This window comes from Labrenzia sp. THAF191a, assembly GCF_009363335.1.
GTDB classification, from domain to species: domain Bacteria; phylum Pseudomonadota; class Alphaproteobacteria; order Rhizobiales; family Stappiaceae; genus Roseibium; species Roseibium algicola.
On sequence record NZ_CP045334.1, the window covers coordinates 39,806 to 55,995 of the forward strand.

The 16,190-nt window shown below is 60.6% G+C and carries 14 protein-coding genes and 1 pseudogene; all 15 read right to left on the reverse strand.

The genetic code is table 11. From position 1 onward, the window contains the following. Nucleotides 1-171 precede the first annotated feature (171 nt). Nucleotides 172-1,596 (reverse strand): ISNCY family transposase, encoded by a 1,425-nt coding sequence (locus tag FIV05_RS28030; RefSeq protein ID WP_152508018.1) that lies wholly within the window; start codon nt 1,594-1,596, stop codon nt 172-174. Between the two features lie 182 nt (nt 1,597-1,778). Further along, nucleotides 1,779-2,774, reverse strand: a complete 996-nt coding sequence (locus FIV05_RS28035; protein ID WP_077294751.1) for an IS30 family transposase — start codon at nt 2,772-2,774, stop codon at nt 1,779-1,781. 162 nt (nt 2,775-2,936) lie between these two features. After that, nucleotides 2,937-3,815: a ribokinase gene (locus FIV05_RS28040; RefSeq protein WP_152508043.1), complete on the reverse strand. Its 879-nt coding sequence runs from the start codon at nt 3,813-3,815 to the stop codon at nt 2,937-2,939. A 6-nt stretch (nt 3,816-3,821) separates the two neighbouring features. Beyond that, nucleotides 3,822-4,694, reverse strand: a complete 873-nt coding sequence (locus tag FIV05_RS28045; RefSeq protein WP_152508042.1) for a MurR/RpiR family transcriptional regulator — start codon at nt 4,692-4,694, stop codon at nt 3,822-3,824. Then, on the reverse strand, nt 4,691-5,665 hold the full coding sequence (locus tag FIV05_RS28050; RefSeq protein ID WP_152508041.1) for an ABC transporter permease: 975 nt from the start codon (nt 5,663-5,665) through the stop codon (nt 4,691-4,693). The genes FIV05_RS28045 and FIV05_RS28050 overlap by 4 nt, the downstream gene beginning before the upstream one ends. Before the next feature lie 5 nt (nt 5,666-5,670). Then, the gene (locus FIV05_RS28055) at nt 5,671-7,191 is read right to left on the reverse strand and encodes a sugar ABC transporter ATP-binding protein (protein ID WP_152508040.1); all 1,521 of its coding nucleotides are present in this window, start codon (nt 7,189-7,191) and stop codon (nt 5,671-5,673) included. Between the two features lie 68 nt (nt 7,192-7,259). Continuing rightward, a complete protein-coding gene (locus tag FIV05_RS28060) occupies nt 7,260-8,306 on the reverse strand; it encodes a substrate-binding domain-containing protein (RefSeq protein WP_152508039.1) in 1,047 nt (348 codons plus the stop codon). Between the two features lie 30 nt (nt 8,307-8,336). Further along, on the reverse strand, nt 8,337-9,326 hold the full coding sequence (locus FIV05_RS28065) for a TIM barrel protein (protein WP_152508038.1): 990 nt from the start codon (nt 9,324-9,326) through the stop codon (nt 8,337-8,339). 101 nt (nt 9,327-9,427) lie between these two features. Beyond that, nucleotides 9,428-9,940 (reverse strand): annotated as a pseudogene (locus FIV05_RS28070) (NADPH-dependent FMN reductase). Then, a complete protein-coding gene (locus FIV05_RS28075; protein WP_050474501.1) occupies nt 9,898-10,536 on the reverse strand; it encodes a CDGSH iron-sulfur domain-containing protein in 639 nt (212 codons plus the stop codon). The pseudogene FIV05_RS28070 and the gene FIV05_RS28075 overlap by 43 nt, the downstream one beginning before the upstream one ends. A 109-nt stretch (nt 10,537-10,645) precedes the next feature. Next, nucleotides 10,646-11,845 carry a 3-oxoadipyl-CoA thiolase gene (gene pcaF, locus FIV05_RS28080; RefSeq protein ID WP_050474500.1) on the reverse strand — a complete coding sequence of 400 codons (1,200 nt, stop codon included), beginning with the start codon at nt 11,843-11,845 and terminating at the stop codon, nt 10,646-10,648. 24 nt (nt 11,846-11,869) lie between these two features. Then, a complete protein-coding gene (locus FIV05_RS28085; protein ID WP_152508037.1) occupies nt 11,870-12,796 on the reverse strand; it encodes an FAD-binding protein in 927 nt (308 codons plus the stop codon). Nucleotide 12,797: 1 nt separating this feature from the next. Next, nucleotides 12,798-13,559, reverse strand: coding sequence for an electron transfer flavoprotein subunit beta/FixA family protein (locus FIV05_RS28090; RefSeq protein ID WP_050474498.1), 762 nt, complete (start codon nt 13,557-13,559; stop codon nt 12,798-12,800). A gap of 68 nt (nt 13,560-13,627) precedes the next feature. Continuing rightward, nucleotides 13,628-14,383 carry a glucose 1-dehydrogenase gene (locus tag FIV05_RS28095; protein WP_050474497.1) on the reverse strand — a complete coding sequence of 252 codons (756 nt, stop codon included), beginning with the start codon at nt 14,381-14,383 and terminating at the stop codon, nt 13,628-13,630. 92 nt (nt 14,384-14,475) lie between these two features. Beyond that, the gene (locus FIV05_RS28100; RefSeq protein ID WP_050474496.1) at nt 14,476-16,113 is read right to left on the reverse strand and encodes an NAD(P)/FAD-dependent oxidoreductase; all 1,638 of its coding nucleotides are present in this window, start codon (nt 16,111-16,113) and stop codon (nt 14,476-14,478) included. Nucleotides 16,114-16,190 lie beyond the last annotated feature (77 nt).

Here is a 16,190-nt window from a genome sequence, read left to right on the forward strand (position 1 = left end):
CAAAGACGATCCAGCTGAAACTGAATGAAAATCTCAACGAAGATACCAGGCCGTCCCGTTTTCTGCGCCCGGCTGGGGCGGTTGTCCACCTGTGCTCAATACAGAAAATAGTGCATTGCAATATCCAGCTGCGCGTAGCATCACTTAGAGGATGGGACCGATATTGGCCGATCACTCCGCCGCTTCTATCCTCGCCAGCGCCTTCTTCCTTCTAGCATTCACTTCCGGATCATTCATGAAATCCGATCGGCGTCCGGGCTTGCGGCCACGCTTCTGATAGCCGTTGCTCACGCTGCCGTCCGGGATGCCGAACATGTGGTCCTTCTGACCGGCACGAGAGGGGCCATGCCGACGCCGGTGCTGCTCCCGGCCTTCCTGCATCTCGGCCACAACCGACAGAATGTCGTCCAACCGCTTGTTCTCAACAACCCTGGTTCTGTGAATTGACCGCAAGGTATCGAATGTTCTGTACGGGAGAAGGGTGCCCTCGTGCATGATCTCCAGGCGGCCGTCGGGATAGTCGCAGACGATCACCTTCTGGCGGGGCAGTATCTTGGCGTAATCCGTCGGATCCAGAATGAAAATCACCTTCTCATAGCGTAGCGTCAGAGCCTGTGACACCGTGCGGATCTCCTTCCGGCACATGGCGCCATCCAGGTTCTCATGATCGGCCAAGGGGCGATGCATGTCCTTCGGATTGCGCGGCTCCTTGCCAAAACGGTGGTTAAAATCCGCGATGAATTCCGGAGCGAAAGCGTTGGCCTCTTCAAGCGTGTTGATACCGCGCAAACGCAATTCCTTCACCAGCCGGTCCTGAAGAGTTCTGTTGGCGCGCTCGACCCGGCCTTTGGCTTGCGGGGTGTTGGCGCAGACGATGTCGATGTTAAGCTCGTAAAGAGCGCGGCCAAATTGCGTTAGCCCGCTGGTCCGGTCCATCTCGGACGCATGTGTGGTCCGGAAAACCCCGTGTTTGTCGCTGTAGAATGCAAGCGGCTTTCCCCATTGTTCCAGATAGGCCTTAGTTGCCAGGAGGTAGTCGAAGGTGTTCTCGGATAACGCAAAACGCAGATGTAGCAGCTTGCCGGTCGCGTCGTCGATGTAGACGAGCAAGGCACATTTGGGGCCGCGGTTCTCGAGCCACCAGTGATGCGAACCATCGATCTGGACGAGTTCACCGAGGCAATCGCGCCGGCCGCGCGGCTGAAAGATCCGCTGCTTGCGTTCGCGCCGCGACTTCCAAATACCAGCTTCCGTCATCCATTGGCGCAAGGTCTCTTTGCCGACGGCAATCTGATGAAGCTCAAGCAGCTTCTCACGGGCCAGGGTTGGACCGAAGTCGTGATAATGCTCGCGCACCAGGTCGAGGACGGCATTGCGAAACTCGTCGCTGTGACGGCGGTTGCTGGGACGGCCACGCTTGCCGGAAACAAGACCAGCGGCACCGTCACGCTCGTAAGCCTGCAAGAGCCGATGGACCTGGCTCCGGCTGAGGCTCAGAAGCCTGGCAGCGTCAACGATACTCAATCTTCGATCGCGGATCTTCTGGATGGCTTCCAGCCGGTTTAGTTCATGTTGCGACATGGTGATCAAAGACATTGCAGCTCCGTCAGCGCTTAGGCGTGCCGAAGCCAGTCTTCCTTCCAACGTTGATATTGACCAGCGTCAGACGGACGGGAGGTGTCGCATCTCTAACTGGCCCAAGTGTCGCATTACTAAATGGCTTGTGAGCGATACTTGAAGTGCGACTTCTGCGGATTGCAAGGGTAGGGGGCGTTCACTCATTGCGCCAGCATCTTCTCCCTGAAGACTTCGGCCGGCGTCTTCCAACCAAGGCATTTCCGGGGCGTCGCATTGAGCCGGTCACAGATCCCTTTCAACTCAAGATCGGTGACCCGGCTCATATTGAGTTTGCGGGGAAGCCATCGTCGGGCACGTCGGTTGGTGTTTTCCACGGTGCCTTTCTGCCAGGGGGCAGATGGATCACAGAACCAGGTTTGTGTACCGATTTCCGCTTGAAGATGCGGCCAGGCCACAAACTCGGTTCCTCGATCGAACGTGATGGATTTTCGGGAACGGATTGGCAGGTGGCGGATCGCATCGATGACCTTGCCAAGCACCAAATGTGTTCTTCTGTTGTCATTCTTTAAAAGCAAGGTGAACCGGGTGACGCGTTCCACCAGGGACGTAACGTTGCCAGAACCAAAGTGCTGTTTGAACAGCATTAAATCACCTTCCCAGTGCCCGAACTCCTGCCGATGTGCCACGGCATCTGGCCGGAACAAGATGCTGACGTCACGATGGAATTTGGGTGGCAGGCGCTTTCTCGCTCGTCTGGGCTTTCGAGACTTTCGATGTGTCGGCAAGTACCACCACAGCTCCTGGGCAAGGCCTTCCTTCGAATAGATATAACGGTAGATCGTTTCCTGGCAGACCCGGTGGGAGGCGCCTTCGTATCTCATGCGTCCGGCAATCTGTTCCGGCGTCCAGCCATCCTTGATGCGATCGGTCACAAGATGACGCAGATCCGAATGCTTGATCAGTTTTCGTTTTCGTGACCGACGCGTGGCGCATTCCTGGTGGGCCGCCACAGCAAAATAGCCGACGATGTCCGGCAACTGTTCATCTTGAAAATGGTTGCGTTTCAATTCTCGAAAAATCGTTGATCGGTGCCGCCCAAGGATCTTCGCCATTCGGCAAGGTGACACTTTCGCCTGGCGCCAGCGTTCAATCTTGCGGCGCTCCTCCAGCGTCAGGTGGCTGTATTTTGATCCCATGACACAATCCTCCTGTTTGATAACCTATTGGTTTCAAACAGAAGTCGCACTTGGGAATAGCGCGCACCCTGCTATAGGGGCTGCACCGATAATAGTAATTATGGAACTTCAGCCGTAGAAAGCGCCGTATGACACCAATTCTTCAACTTAGTACTCGTTGCACTAGCCGACTCTCAGACTCACTCCGCTGACAAGGGAAGCAGCGGCTTGATTGGCGGCATCAATGGCGACTGTGATCTCCATGCCCCTTGCAAGTTCGGCGGCTAGCACACCCGTAAATTCGTCACCGGCACCATGCGTGCTGACAAGCTCCACTTTAAGCGCGGGCACCGCCAACTCCAGCCCCTCAGCCGTAGCGCAGGCCACACCTTCGCCGCCGGCTGTCACCACGGCAACAGGATAGATTTGGGCCAGAAGGCGGGCCGCACCCAGTGCGCCCTCAAGAGTTTCTACAACCGGACCCCGGGTAAGTTGCTCAGCTTCGACCTGGTTAACGACGATAACGTCCACGAGCCCTATGAGGTCCGTCGAAAGCTCCCGCGCGGGTGCCGCATTGAGTATGACACGGCCTCCTGCCAATCGCGTCGCCCGCGCCGCTGCCACATTTGCCGCATCTGGGATCTCGTTCTGCAGGACGAGGACGCCGCCTTGGGCAAAGAGTTCAGCAGCAGCATCGACATCGACCTGTCCCAAATCAAGATTGCTACCCGACACGATCACCGCGCCGTAGTCACCGTCCTGGTCGAAAATCGCCACACTCATGCCGCTTCCGGCACCTTCGACGACGCGAATGAACCTGCTGTCGACCTGTCCACTTACCTGGTTAGCCACGAGAACGCGTCCGAATTCGTCATCGGCTACGGCGCCGATCATTGCCGTGATAACACCGGTTTTGGCCGCAGCTATTGCCTGATTGCCACCCTTGCCACCGCATTTTGGCAACCAGCGCTCGCCGGCCACGGTCTCGCCCTTGCGTGGACGTCCTGGGCCGTGGACGATAATGTCGTAATGAAGGCTTCCAAAAACGATGACCTGAGACATGCTTCCTTACACAATCTTGTCTTTGCGTTTCGACATGACCGCAGCCATTGTCTTTTGCAGGTTCTTCTCCGCGACACCGTAATTCCTTTGCGCGACGGCAACGAAGAGGGCGTCCAGAATGTTGAGCTGAGCAATGCGAGCGGCGGCATTCTCCCCCATCAGCGGTGAGCCCTGAGCCGTGGAGCAGAGAACGATATCGGCCACCTGCGCCAGCGCGGATGAATTGTAGTTGGTAATCGCAATCGTTCGCGCGCCGTTCTTCCGAGCCAACTGGATTGCCTCGATGACGGCCGTCGTATTGCCGGAATGGGAAAATCCAATAGCGATGTCCTGCGGACCGAGCAGCGCGGCTGACATCAGCATCATATGCGAATCGTCCTGTACGTTGGCACGAATGCCAATGCGCAAGAACTTGTGGGCGACATCGCGGGCAATCTGGGCTGATCCGCCAACACCGTAGAAATCACGCTGCCCAGACTGATTGACCAGATCCGCCGCACGATCGAAGGCGTCCATGTCTATGATCGCGAGCGTCTCTTCGAGTGCGTTGATCGAGGTCCGGAACACCTTTTGGATGATCTCGCGAGAGGTATCCTCGATCGACAGTTCCTGATGCATTTCAGCAGTCGGCAGCTGATTGTACTGTGTGACGGCAGACCTGAAGTCTCGGTAGCCGGAAAAACCGAGCTTCTTGGTGATCTTGACCACCATCGCTTCGGATACCCCCGCTTCTGCCGCGATGTCCTTCAGCGCCGTTTCGTCTGTGAAATTGCGCAGCGCAAACACAGTTTCAACGACCCGCGCCTCCAGGGGCGTGAGATGAGGCATCATCATTCGGATGCGCGGGCCTACCGCCTTCAAGTCATTCAGGGAATTCATCCACGGCCTCTCGTTACGCGATCGATCATCATCGCCACGAGAATTATAAGGCCGGTCGCCAGCAGTTGATAGAAGGCCTGAACGTTCATCAACGTGAGACCATTGCGCATGCTACCGAGAATGATCGCACCAAGAAGCGTACCGACGACACTGCCCTTGCCACCCATCAAGGAGGCGCCGCCGATGGCTGCAGCCGCGATCGCGTCCAGTTCCCAAAGGTTGCCAAGGATAGGTTCGGCAGCACCCAGGCGTCCGATCAGGATCATCGAGGCAAGGGCTGCCAACGCACCGGAGATCACATAGGCCGTGATCTTGGTGATCGCGATCGGCACGCCAGCCACATAAGCGGCCTCTTCATTGCCGCCGACAGCCAGCAGATACTCGCCAAGTGGTGTCTTCTTGAGAAGAACCCAGGCAAGGATTGCCACAACTGCAACCATAAGGACCGAGTTGGGAATGCCGGCGACCGATCCATTAAACAGGGAGCGGAACTCCGGTGGCAGTCCAAAGACCGGATTGCCTCCGGTATAGATCAGGGCAATAGCGCGATAGGTGCTGAGCGTTCCAAGCGTCACGATGAAGGGCTGAAGTCCGATATAGGCAACGAGAACACCGTTGACCAAGCCACAGATGACGCCAATGCCAAGGCCGGCTAGAATAGCGAGCGGGATCGGCGTACCAGAGACCAAAAGGGCTGCCGTAATGACGGCGGCGATGGCAGCCGTAGGGCCGACCGAAAGATCAATGCCTCCGGAGATGATGACCAGCGTCATACCGAGCGCCAGGCAGGCATTGATGCTCGATTGCTGCAGGATGTTGACGAGGTTCCTTTGCGACAGGAAATCGGGAACGAGCAGGCCGAAGATAGCGATGATGATAATCAGTCCGATCAAAGTGCCGGCATCGCGAAGAGACAATGATCCAAGCAGTTTCGACTGTGTTGCGGCCGCATGAAGCGTTGTATCGGACATGACATTCATTCCTGTTGGCTTTGCCGGGCGGGGGCACGAAGTCCCTTGCCGACGGCATGAGAAACAATGGCTTGCTCTGTGAGTTCTTCGCGCTGCAGTTCGGCCACCACCGTCCCCTCGCGCATGACGAGGACCCTGTCGGACACACGCATGACTTCGGGGAGTTCAGATGAAACGACCACCACGGAATGACCTTCGCAGGCGAGTTCCTCGATGAGATTGTAGATTTCGGACTTGGCACCGACATCGATGCCACGTGTCGGCTCGTCGAACAGCAAAATCTTGGATCCCGCGGCCAGCCACCGGGCAATGATTGCCTTCTGCTGATTGCCACCACTGAACAGGCGAATTGGTCGATCGAGCAGAAACGGGCGAAGGTTGACGCGGGTCAACAATTCGGCCGCTGTACGCCTCAAGGCCCCATGCCGGATGATGCCAGCGGGCGCGAAACGTTTCATCGATGGCAGCGCGACATTGTTGGTAACCGAACGGCCGGGAATTATGCCTTCACGCTTGCGTTCCTCAGGCAGAAGGCCAATACCCGCCGCAATGGCAGCACGCGGATTGGAAAGTGTCAGGGTCGACCCGTCGATCTGGATGGTTCCGCCAGTCGCCCTATCGGCACCCGCGATGAGACGAAGCAGTTCCGTGCGGCCAGAACCAACCAAACCGGCAATGCCGAGCACTTCCCCCTTGTGTAGGTCAAAGGAAACATCCCGGACCTTGGCAGAGGAGAGATTGCGCGCTTCGATACGGACATCCCGGGTCGCGTGGGACACATGCTCTTCTGCCTGCAGTTCCCTGCCGACCATCATCGAGATGACGTCGGCCGGCTCAGTCTGCTTGAGGTCAACGACACCAACCAGCCGGCCGTCCCGCATCACGCTTGCGCGCTCGCAGATTCCGAATACCTCGTCCATCTTGTGGGAAACATAGATGATTGTTACGCCGCTCGCGGCTAACCGCTTGATGACCTCCGCAAGGCTCTCAAATTCGCTCGGCGTGAGGCTTGAAGTTGGCTCGTCCATGGCAATAATCTTGGCCTTGTCGAGCAAAGCGCGGGCGATTTCGACCACCTGCCGCTGCGCCACTTTCAGTGACGATATCGGCGCTGCGGGATCAATCGAAGCATCGATCATCGCTAGCGCTTCGGCAGCCCGCCTTTCCTGCTCGCGCCGGTTTACCAAGAGCCCACCTGCCCAGGTAATCGGGTGCCCTAGGAACATGTTCTGGGCGACGGTCAGGTGCGGCACTTGCTGCAGTTCCTGGTGAATCATCGCAACACCGGCAAGGCGAGCGCTCTCAGGTGTCCTGAAGGCCTGAGCCACGCCATCGATCAAAAGCTGCCCGCTTGTCGGCTTGAAGACCCCGGACAAGATACGCAGCAGGGTCGACTTACCTGCCCCGTTTTCACCAAGCAGTGCATGGATTTCGCCGGGTGCAATCTGAAAGGAGACATCGGACAGGGCACGTACGCTCGGAAACACCTTCGTCATGCCTTCGAAAGCTAGTCTGGCAGTGGTCATGATCTCTGTGCCCTTCGTGAGGATCGGCGGCCGGTCCAGAGCGGACCGACCACCTGCCTTGGGAGGCCTTACTTGCCGGCAGCCTTCATCAGCACGGCACGAAGATCGACGCCTTCGCCCTGGAACTCGGCGACATTGTCCTTGGTGATCAGCGCCTGGGGTGTTGCGACGACACGCGGCAGATCCTGGCCGGCGACGAGACGCAGAGCGACTTCCATACCAACTTCACCGGTCAGAACCGGGAAGCTGTCGACGGTGCCAGTCAGCTCACCTGCTTTGATCGAGGCATAGGCATCGGAAATACCGTCTGTGCCGAAAACGGCAACCTTTTCAAGCAGGCCGGCGGCCTTTACCGCTTCGACGATGCCAAGCGCCATGCCATCATTGTTAGCATAGAAGCCAACGAGATCCGGATGCTGCTGCAGGATGTTGGTTGCCGCATCATAGGACATCTGGCGATCCCAGTTGCCGGGCACGCTGGCCACGACCTGGAACTTGCCGGATTCTTCAATTGTCTTTCTGAAGCCATCGGTCCGCTGCACGGCCGCATAGACACCGGCCTGTCCTTCAACAATGGCAACCTTGCCACCTTCCGGGCGATTATCGATGAACCACTTGGCGACGCGCACGCCATTGTCGCGCTGAACGTTTCCGACATAGTGCTCGGCTTGCGGGATAACGGCGTCGTTTACATTGACGACCGGCACGCCGGCAGCCTTGGCCTGCTCCATGATCGGCTGCAGGTTGGCGTCGGTCTGCGGCGACAGGAGAAGAACGTTATAGCCCTGCGTGACCATGCCTTCGGCAATCGTCAGCTGGCCCAGCTGGTCTCCCTCGCTTTGCGCGGCCTGATAGACACTCTCGACGCCGACCCTATCGGCAAAGGCCTTGTAGCCCTCGCCGAGCGAACGCCAGTATTCGTTCGTCAGGGTCTTGGAAACGCCACCGGCTTTGGTACCGGCGGGGATTGCCGGAAATGCGCCGAACTTTGCTTCCAGTTCAGACCAGTCCATCCGATCTGGCTCAGAGTCAGAATTGAGCGGGGCAAGATCTTGAGCAAAGGCTGCGCCGGCCCAGAGGCTCGCCGCCACGGCAAGCGTCAAAAGTCTATTCATCGGTTCCTCCCGAGTTTCATGATAATGGCGTTACGTGTTGGCCCCGAGCATCAGCTCCTGCAAAATGGCCTGGGCCGCCACGGCATCCTGGCGGTCAATCGCACCAGTGAGGCGATTGTCCTGCTCGAGGCGATCAACGACATTCAGCATCCGCTTGACGGTCGCGATGTTCACCTCGCATTCGTGAACCGGATCAAGTCCGGTCATGTCTGGGAATGTGTCGAAATAGATGGCACCGTCGTAGCCATCACGACGGATCTGCCGCAGCAGTTCAATTGTCTGGACCGTGTGTACGGCGCCAACCATGAGACCATCGTCCCGCTTGGCATAACCATCGTTCAGATGGACGCCGAGAAGCTTGCTGTGTCTGGCAATCAGGGCTGCAGCAAAGGCCGGTTGCTCGTCGGCATAAAGAACATGGGCAAAGTCGAGCGTGACACCAAGATTGTCTGCACCAACATCGCGGATCGCCAGCAGCGTCGTTGCCGCATCAGGCATCAGGCTGTAGGATCGCGGCTCGTTCGGCTTATACTCGATGCTGATCATGCAATCGGGATCATGCTCACAAACTTCACGAATTCCATCAATTTCGTGTTGCCACAAGCGGGCGTAGTCCGCCTGGAACGCGTAGTCGAAACCGTCTTGGCCGAGCCACAGCGTCATGAGGCTTGAACCCACCTCGCGGGCAGCGTCGATCCCCTTCTTGGTAAGATCGATTGCCTCCCGCCGGACAGCAGCGTCAGGATGGGTGAACGCCCCGAGCTTGAATGCCGGGTTGGTGTAATAGCGCATGGCAAAGCCGTTAATCGCAAGCCCGAGATCGCCTAGCTTCTTTGCCAACTCGCGCGGATCTTCGCCAAGATGATCGGGAAAATTGAGATCAAGGTCAGTCAGGCCCTGAACGCGCGCGGCGCGCTCGGCCATCTGCAAGACGCTGGGTTTGCCTTTGATACCCGGCCACGCAATGTGCGCTGCGGAAGCGAAGGAGTTCAGGCGAGTGGCGAAACGGGGCTCGGTCAAGATCAATATTCCCAAAAGTTATCTGCCTCAACTTCACGATTTATCTTCAATTTGTAAAGTTAGAAAGTGTTGTGCGTCGCAGCGTTCCCGCCCCCGAAATGCTACGTGGTGCGAGGACAGTCAGTCGGAACCCGCTCGACGAAGTTGCTGAAGTCGCTCAAATAATTGCGCAGGAACGTCTCGGTCGATCCAACGCTGACATTGCCATCGTCGGAAATCAGGTCCGGCGTGAACTGGATATAGGCTTCGATCGCATTCATCATCGGGGAGTTGCAGAAGCTAAGGATGCTCTTCAGGTACTGCTGTCCAACGGCAGTGCCGATAGCCCCAGGCGAGGTTCCGATGATGCCCAATGGCTTACGGTTTAACGAGTTCTGTCCTCGGGGGCGGCTCGTCCAGTCGATGGCGTTCCGCAGCCCACCCGGGATCGAGAGGTTCTATTCCGGTGTAACGAAAGGAACCGCGTCCACGTCCGCAACGGCCGCCTTGAAATCCTGGGCGACTGCCGGGTGGTTGCCCTTGGCTGCAGAAGCCGAACGCGAAGCAAGACGCCCGGCCGCGCCTTCGCCCGCTACTCCGCCACGAAGCCAGCCGCCTTGTGGCTGCCATCGCAATACGGCTTGTTCTGCGACGCGCCGCAACGGCAGAAAAAGGCCTGACGCACTTTGTTGACCGTCCGGCCCGTGCCGCTGACGACCTCCAGGTTGCCGGTGGTCTTCAACGGCCCGTTCGGTTGCGGCAGCAGATCGACGGGCCCGTCGCGCGCCTCCAGCGTTGGGGTGTCCTTTGCCGCCGGTTCGCCCGTCGCTGCGAATCCGGCAGCGGTATGCGAGCCGTCGCAGAAGGGCTTGGTCTGCGATTGGCCGCAGCGGCAGAGGGTGGCCCGCACCCGGCCCAGCGGTTCTCCGCGCAACCGCAGGTCCGCCTCGATCGCCAGGGGGCCGTTTTCCCGCACCCGAACCGTGTTCACCACTGGCGACTGTTCCGTGGTCTGCGCGCCGTCATTGCGGCTGACGCTGATCGCTCCCGACGGACAGGTGAGGCCGATCAGCATGACCGTCTCGACGGACGCGGCATCGGGGTAGATCCACTCACCCTTCACATTCGGCACAAAGACCTCGGGATGGCTCAGAACGCAGTTGCGCGAGTGGACGCACAACGACGCGTCGAACCGGATAGTGACCTCCTTGCCCCTGACAATCTCGACCATGTGCAGTCTCCCCAATCAGCGAAAATCGCATGACCAGCACCCGGCAAGGCTGCGCCTCTGCACTCCGGCTCGTCAAGGATTCGAAAGGACAGAGCAGATATAGGGACACTCACACCCGTTCCAGCGCGATGGCGATGCCCTGCCCCACGCCGATGCACATGGTAGAGAGTGAGCGCCTGCCGTGGGTGTGGCGCAATTCCAGCGCCGCCGTGCCGGTGATCCTCGCACCCGACATGCCCAAAGGATGACCCAACGCAATCGCCCCGCCGTTGCGGTTCACCCGAGTATCGTCGTCGGCGATCCCGAGCTGGCGCAGCGTGGCCACGCCTTGCGCGGCGAAGGCCTCGTTCAGTTCGATCACGTCGAAATCGGCCTGCGTCAGACCGAGCCTCGCCATCAGCTTCTGGCTCGCGGGCGCCGGGCCGATGCCCATGATGCGCGGCGGCACGCCCGCGGTCGCCCCGCCGAGGATGCGGGCGATCGGCGTCAGCCCATGCACGCGCGCAGCTGCCGCCGAGGCGAGGATCAGCGCTGCCGCGCCATCGTTGACGCCCGAGGCATTGCCCGCCGTGACCGAGCCGTTCGGGAACAGGGGCTTCAGCTTGCCCAGCGAGTCGAGGGTCGTGGCGCGGGGGTGTTCGTCGCGGTCCACCACCAGCGCCTCGCCCTTGCGCTGCGGGATCGTCACCGGGGTGATCTCTTGCGCGAGGCGCCCGTTGGCTTGCGCGGCCGACGCCTTGGCCTGGCTGGCCAGCGCCATCGCGTCCTGCGCCTCGCGGCTGATGCCGTAGTCATCCGCCACGTTCTGCCCGGTCTGCGGCATCGAATCCGTGCCCCAGGCCGCATGCATCGCCGGATTGATCAGCCGCCAGCCGATGGTGGTGTCGCAGATCTCGGCGTTGCGGGAAAAGGCGCTGTCGGCCTTGGGCATCACGAAGGGGGCGCGGCTCATGCTTTCGACACCGCCCGCGATGACCAGCTGCGCCTCGCCGGCGGCGATCTGGCGGGCCGAGGTCAGCACCGCGTCCATCCCCGAGCCACAAAGCCGGTTGATCGTGGTCCCCGTCACTCCGACCGGCAAACCTGCCAGCAACAGCGACATGCGCGCCACGTTACGGTTGTCCTCGCCCGCCTGATTAGCGCAGCCGAAGATCACGTCATCCACCGCTTCCCAATCCACGCCGGCGTTGCGGTCCATCAGCGCGCGGAGCGGAATGGCCCCCAGATCGTCGGGGCGCACCGACGACAGTGCCCCGCCATACCGGCCGATCGGCGTGCGGATGTAGTCGCAGATGAAGACGTCGGTCATATTGATGCTCCAAATGTAGCAGGCTTACAGCTTCTCGATCAACTCCGGGATGGCCGTGAAGAGGTCGGCGACCAAGCCATAGTCGGCGACCCGGAAGATCGGAGCCTCTTCGTCCTTGTTGATGGCGACGATGACCTTGCTGTCCTTCATCCCCGCAAGATGCTGGATCGCACCCGAGATGCCGACCGCGACATAAAGGTCCGGCGCCACGACCTTGCCGGTCTGGCCGACCTGCCAGTCGTTCGGCGCGTAGCCACTGTCCACCGCCGCCCGGGACGCCCCGACAGCGGCATTCAGCTTGTCCGCCAGCTTCTCGATCAGCGCGAAGTCGGCCTGGCTGCCCACGCCGCGCCCGCCCGAGACCACGATCCCGGCCGAGGTCAGCTCCAGACGGTCGCTGGACGCCACCTTGTCCTCGACCCAGGCCGAGAGACTGCCGTCCACGCTGGCCGAGACCTTCTCGACCGGGGCGTTGCCGCCCTTGCCGACCGCATCGAAGGTCGCGGTGCGGATGGTCATGACCTTCTTCGCATCCGAGGTCCTGACCGTCTGGATCGCGTTCCCGGCATAGATCGGGCGGTCGAAGGTCGAGCCGTCATGCACGGCGAGAACTTCCGAGATCACCATCACGTCGAGCAGCGCGGCCACGCGCGGCAGCACCGACTTCGACAGCGCGCCCGAGGCGGCGACGATGTGCTCGTAGTCGCCCGCCAGCGACACGATCAGCGCGGCGGTGGGTTCAGCCAAGCCATGGGCATAGGCCGCATCCTCGGCCAGAAGCACCTTGGCCACGCCGTCCAGCGTTGCGGCCTCGGCCGCTGCGGCAGTGGCGTCCGGACCGGCGACCAGCACCGTCACCGGACCCAGCGACATCACCGCGGTCAGCGCCTTGGCCACCTGGTCGGTCGCCATTTTGCCATCGACCACATCAGCAAGAAGAAGAACGGCCATCTCAGATCACCCCCGCTTCGTCTTTCAGTTTCTGGATCAGCTCGGCCACGGAAGCCACCTTGACCCCCGCCTTGCGGCCCGCCGGTTCAACGGTCTTGACCACCGTCAGGCGGGGCGAGACGTCCACGCCATAGTCGGCGGGCGTCTTGGTGGCCAAGGGCTTGGCCTTGGCCTTCATGATGTTCGGCAAGGACGCATAGCGCGGCTCGTTCAGGCGCAGATCGACGGTGATGATGGTCGGCAGCTTGACCGAAATCGTCTGCAACCCGCCGTCCACCTCGCGCGTCACGCGGGCCGTGTCGCCCTCGATGGCGACCTCGGAGGCGAAGGTCGCCTGGCTCCAGCCCAGCAGGGCGGCCAGCATCTGGCCCGTGGCGTTCATGTCGTTGTCGATCGCCTGCTTGCCGCAGAGGACGAGGCCCGGCGCCTCTTCCTTGACGACCGCAGCCAGCAGCTTGGCCACGGCCAGCGGCTCGATATCGGTGTGGACGTCGGCGGCGGCCTCGATCAGGATCGCCCGGTCCGCGCCCATCGCAAGCGCATTGCGCAGCGTCTCTTGCGCCTGCTTGACGCCGATCGAGACGACGACGACCTCCGTCGCGACGCCCTTCTCCTTCAGCCGGATCGCCTCTTCCACCGCGATCTCGTCGAAGGGGTTCATCGACATCTTGACGTTCGCAAGGTCAACCCCCGACCCGTCCGCCTTGACCCGAACCTTCACGTTGTAGTCGATCACCCGCTTGACCGGGACCAATACCTTCATGGGAGGGCTTCCTTTCTCAAATCCCCTGTCCGCCCGGTCGAGCCGGGCGGACAGGGCAGGCTTTGGGGTCAGTTTGCGGTATAGCCGCCGTCGACGACGATCTCGGCACCATGGACGAACGAGGCTTCGTCGGACGCAAGGAAGAGCACCGCGTTCGACACTTCCTCGGGCTTGCTCGGGCGCTTGAGCAGCGTCGATCCCAGGATCGCCTGCCGCGTGGCCGGATCGGCGTGCAGCAGGTCCTTGGTCATCGGCGTGTCGATGACGCCGGGGTGGATCGAGTTCACCCGGATCCCGGTATCCGCCAGATCGACGGCGCAGGATTTCGTCAGCATCCGCACAGCACCCTTGGAGCCGATATAGGCCCCCGCCATCGCCGCACCGACGATGCCGTAGATCGACGAGATGTTGACGATCGACGCCTTGCCCGCTTCCTTCATCAGCGGCACGGCGGCCCGGATGCCCAGATAGACGCCCTTCACGTTGACGTTCATCGTCAGGTCGAATTCCTCGGGCGTGGTTTCGTGCAGGGGCTTCAGGATCAGCACGCCCGCGTTGTTGACAAGAATGTCGAGCCGCCCGGCCTTGGCGCGCACGGTGGCAATGGCGTTGGCCCAGTCGGCTGCGCTTGCCACGTCATGCCTGATGAAGTCGGCCTTGCCGCCAGCGGCCACGATGCCTTTGGCAACCCCCTCACCCGCCGCCACGTCGCGGTCGGTGACGAAGACATGCGCGCCTTCGCGCGCCAGAAGTTCGGAGTGGGACTTGCCCATCCCCATTGCAGCACCCGTCACGAGGGCGACTTTTCCAGATACACGTCCCACAGACTCTCTCCCTTTTTTTGCTGTGTGGTTTTCTTGGCGCACAGCGATGGGCCGGGCAGAATCCTGCCCGGCCCGCCGTGTGTTCCGCTGCGTCAGGCGCTTGCCATCTCGCGGTCGAAGATCATGGTCTGATAACCACTGTCCTTCACCGCATTGATCGCATTGCGGTAATTGCCGATGCCCGCCATGTAGAACATCACCGCGTTCTTCTTGCCGGGGATGTTCGCACCGAAGATCCAGCTTTCGGCTTTCGGGAACAGGGTCATGTCGGCGATCGTCCGGCAGAGCGTGACCCATTCGTCGCGGGCGGCCTCGGTCGGCTCGATGCAGCACAGACCCTTGGCTTCCATCATCTCGATGGTGTCGGCGATCCACTCGACCTGCGTTTCGATGCTCGGCGGCAGGTTGGTGAAGGGGCCGTTCGGGCCAAGGATCATGAAGAGGTTCGGGAAGTCCGTCTCCATCATGCCAAGGTAACCGAGCGGGCCGTCCTTCCACTTGTCCCGCATGGTCACGCCCCCGCGGCCGCGCATGTCCATCTTGACGTAGTTGCCGTCCACCGCGTCGAATCCGGTGGCGAAGATCACCACATCCAGTTCGTGTTCCGCGCCGCTTTCCAGCCGGATGCCGGTCGGGGTGAACTCGGCAATCGGGTCGGCCTTTACATCGGCGAGGGTCACGTTCGGACGGTTGTAGACCTCGTAGTAGTTGTCCCCGCACAAGGGCCGCTTGGCGTAGATGTCGCGCGGCGTCAGCGCCTTTGCGGTTGCGGGATCCTTCACGATTTCCCTGATCTTCTTCTTGATGAAGTCGGCCGCCGCATCGTTTGCGATCTGACTGGTCGCGATGTCGCAGAACGTGCCGAACATGAAGTAGAAACCGCCGCCGCGCTGCCATGCGGCCTCGAACACGCGCTCGCGTTCTTCAGGCGAAGCGGTTTCCGCCGGCACGGTGCTTTCCTGGAAGCCGAAGGCCACAACCGACGATTTGACCTGCTTCCAGATGTCATCGTAGTTGGCCTTTTGCTGGGCGATGGTCGCCTCGTCCTGGGGCGTGTTGCCGATCGGCACGACATACTGGGGCGAGCGCTGGAACACCGTCAGATGCCCGGCAATCGGCGCCGTCGCGGTGATGACCTGAACCCCCGTGGAGCCGGTGCCGATCACACCCACGCGCTTGCCCTTGAGGTCAATCCCCTCAGGCCAGGCGCCGGTGTGCAGCACCTGTCCCTTGAAGCTGTCGATGCCCTTGAACTTCGGTGTGTTCGTTGCGGACAGGAGCCCGAGACCCGTGATCAGATACTTGCAGGTCACTATCTGGCCCTTGTCGGTCGTGACATGCCACAGACCGGTTTCGTCGTTGAAATGGGTCGCTGTAACGCGGGTGTTGAACTGGTAGCTGCGGCGCAGATCGTAGGTGTCCGCGACCTCGTTCATGTAGTCGAGGATTTCGGGCTGCGTCAGATAGCGGGTCTTCCAGCGGCCCTTTTGCAAAAGCTCGCCGCTGAAGGAATAGCGGTAGACGAAGCTTTCGGTATCGGACAGCGCGCCGGGATAGCGGTTCCAGTACCAGGTGCCGCCCACATCGCCCGCACTGTCGAAGGCCTTGACGTTCAGGCCCTGCTCGTTGCGCAGCTTGTAGACGGAATACAGGCCGCCAAAGCCCGCGCCTATCACGACGGCGTCGAAATCGGCGCCCTTGGTCTTGGTGGTTTCCAGAGATTTGGTCATGCTACTCCTCCCAGAGCATGACACCGCCGCCCCGCGAACCGCGGGTGAGGTGCCGGTTGACTGTTATGAAAGGTGGG

Bases quoted from the DNA above. Each gene is read 5' to 3' on its own strand.
- FIV05_RS28075 (WP_050474501.1), bottom strand. From the start codon at position 10,536: ATGGTCGAGATTGTCAGGGGCAAGGAGGTCACTATCCGGTTCGACGCG.
- FIV05_RS28055 (WP_152508040.1), bottom strand. From the start codon at position 7,191: ATGACCACTGCCAGACTAGCTTTCGAAGGCATGACGAAGGTGTTTCCG.
- FIV05_RS28040 (WP_152508043.1), bottom strand. From the start codon at position 3,815: ATGTCTCAGGTCATCGTTTTTGGAAGCCTTCATTACGACATTATCGTC.
- FIV05_RS28100 (WP_050474496.1), bottom strand. From the start codon at position 16,113: ATGACCAAATCTCTGGAAACCACCAAGACCAAGGGCGCCGATTTCGAC.
- FIV05_RS28085 (WP_152508037.1), bottom strand. From the start codon at position 12,796: ATGGCCGTTCTTCTTCTTGCTGATGTGGTCGATGGCAAAATGGCGACC.
- FIV05_RS28050 (WP_152508041.1), bottom strand. From the start codon at position 5,665: ATGTCCGATACAACGCTTCATGCGGCCGCAACACAGTCGAAACTGCTT.
- pcaF (WP_050474500.1), bottom strand. From the start codon at position 11,845: ATGACCGACGTCTTCATCTGCGACTACATCCGCACGCCGATCGGCCGG.
- FIV05_RS28030 (WP_152508018.1), bottom strand. From the start codon at position 1,596: ATGTCTTTGATCACCATGTCGCAACATGAACTAAACCGGCTGGAAGCC.
- FIV05_RS28035 (WP_077294751.1), bottom strand. From the start codon at position 2,774: ATGGGATCAAAATACAGCCACCTGACGCTGGAGGAGCGCCGCAAGATT.
- FIV05_RS28045 (WP_152508042.1), bottom strand. From the start codon at position 4,694: ATGAATTCCCTGAATGACTTGAAGGCGGTAGGCCCGCGCATCCGAATG.
- FIV05_RS28060 (WP_152508039.1), bottom strand. From the start codon at position 8,306: ATGAATAGACTTTTGACGCTTGCCGTGGCGGCGAGCCTCTGGGCCGGC.
- FIV05_RS28090 (WP_050474498.1), bottom strand. From the start codon at position 13,559: ATGAAGGTATTGGTCCCGGTCAAGCGGGTGATCGACTACAACGTGAAG.